Source organism: Laspinema sp. D2d, from assembly GCF_025370755.1.
Classification (GTDB): Bacteria; Cyanobacteriota; Cyanobacteriia; order Cyanobacteriales; family Laspinemataceae; genus Laspinema.
Genome location: NZ_JAMXFC010000082.1, coordinates 1 through 2,038 on the forward strand (window position 1 = coordinate 1; position 2,038 = coordinate 2,038).

Consider the following 2,038-nt stretch of genomic DNA (forward strand, 5'->3'; position numbering starts at 1 on the left):
CTTACGGTTCGCTCATTTTAAAAAAAGTAAAAAAGATGGCAATTCAATCCTCTCCTTATGACTAGAAAACAACAGAGCGTTCATTCAAAATGGCACCGGAGTTAAAGGGAGAAAGACTTGTATTAAAAATGAAAGATGGAGTTAACCCACTTTATAGTGTAAACTTACGGATTATCTTAACATCAGGACTCATCAGGGGCCTAAGTATTGTAGCTCACCCCTTTGTAGTATAAGTAGTACCTTCGGATGAACAACAACGAAGAACTCAACGCCGAAAGAGTAGATGACATACCTCTATTACTAGCAATGTTGGAGCGGATGGGAATCCAAAAGCTCCTAGACAAACACTTCATTACTCATGGGAACTGGCAAGGAATAAGTCTGGGATGGGTAGCTGTAGTATGGTTGAGTTACATTTTATCACAGGCTGACCATCGATTAAGCCATGTTCAGTCTTGGGCAGAAAATCGGTTAGAGACGTTAAGTATTTCTATCGGGACTGATATCAGAGCCTTAGATTTCAGTGATGACCGATTACAAGCCGTATTGCGATACCTAAGTGACTCCTGGCATTGGGAAAAGTTTGAGCAAGAACTGGGGGGTAACCTCATACAAGTATATGACTTAAAAGCCGAGAGGGTTCGCCTAGATCCTACCACTGCATCAACATACTGTGGCGTGAATGAACAAGGATTATTTCAATACGGGTACAGTAAAGATCATCGACCCGATTTAGCTCAAATTAAAGTGATGCTGGCCACCCTAGACCCCTTGGGAATGCCAGTAGCCACGGACATAGTAGCAGGAAATAAAGCCGACGACCCTTTATATTGTCCGGCCATTACCCGAGTCAGAGAAACCCTAAAAAAAACTGGACTATTATATGTGGGCGACAGTAAGATGGGGGCAATACAAACACGCCGGTTTATTCATGAACAGGGGGATTATTATCTAGTTCCCTTAAGTGCCACTCAAATTCCTGAATCCGTTCTCACCAGTTATTTAATGGAGCGAGAACAGACCGCTCAAGAATTAACCGAGGTTTATAGAGATTTAGATTCGGGTGAGCCGACTAAAATAGCGGAAGCCTTTGAAATAGAAGTCGAGCAGATGGCGGAGTTTGAAGGAAACAAAATCAACTGGAAAGAACGACATCTAGTAGTCAGGTCAATCAAGATGGCTGAGGCTGCCCAAAAATCGTTAAAAGAGCGAGTCCAAAAAGCTCAACTAGAACTGGCGCAATTAAATCAACCCAGGAAAGGTAAAAAACGGTTGATTGGTTTAAGTTCTTACCAGAACGAAGTTGAAAGAATAATCGAAAAATATCAGGTAGAGGGATTGTTGAACGTTGAGTATGCGACCGAGAGGAAAATCTCTCAGCGGAGGGCGTACAAAGGTCAACCGGCTCAAATCATTAAAGAAGAGTTATTCACTTTAAATGTCCAGGTATTGTCCGAGGCTTTAACCCAAAAACTCAACAGTTGTTCTTGGAGAGTTTATGCTACTAATTCACCATCGGAGCAGTTGTCGGTGACTGATGGCGTCCTAATTTATCGGGATGAATATTTAGTTGAGAAAGGGTTCAGCAGAATGAAAGGATTCCCTTTATCTTTGACTCCGATGTATTTACAAAGAGAAGACCATATTATCGGGCTCATCCGATTGTTGTCCATTGGATTACGCCTCTTAACACTTTTAGAATTTGAAATGCGCCGAAGTTTGAGTTCATATGATGAAAAAATTTCAGGAATTTACCCGGGAAACCCCAAACGGAAAACGGCCAGACCTAGTGCCGAACTCTTGTTGGCAGCCTTTAAAGAAATTACTTTGGTTTCGGTTCCAATAGCTCTTGGAGGCAATCGCTATCTTACCAAATTTTCTCCCGTTCACCAACAAATTTTAATTCGTCTAAATATTCCCCTAAAGATTTATACGAACTTAGCCAACGATGAGGGGCCACCCCCTTCCACTTCCAGTGAGCCTTCTGTTATGGTTTCCCATCTCAGGGAGTAGGGTCAAAAATGAGCGAACCGTAAGT

The 2,038-nt window shown here is 42.1% G+C and carries 1 protein-coding gene; it reads left to right on the forward strand.

The window, feature by feature from the left end; genetic code table 11:
* The first annotated feature begins 246 nt into the window (after positions 1-246).
* Positions 247-2,013, forward strand: a complete 1,767-nt coding sequence (locus NG796_RS26275) for an IS1634 family transposase (protein ID WP_261210456.1) — start codon at positions 247-249, stop codon at positions 2,011-2,013.
* Positions 2,014-2,038 lie beyond the last annotated feature (25 nt).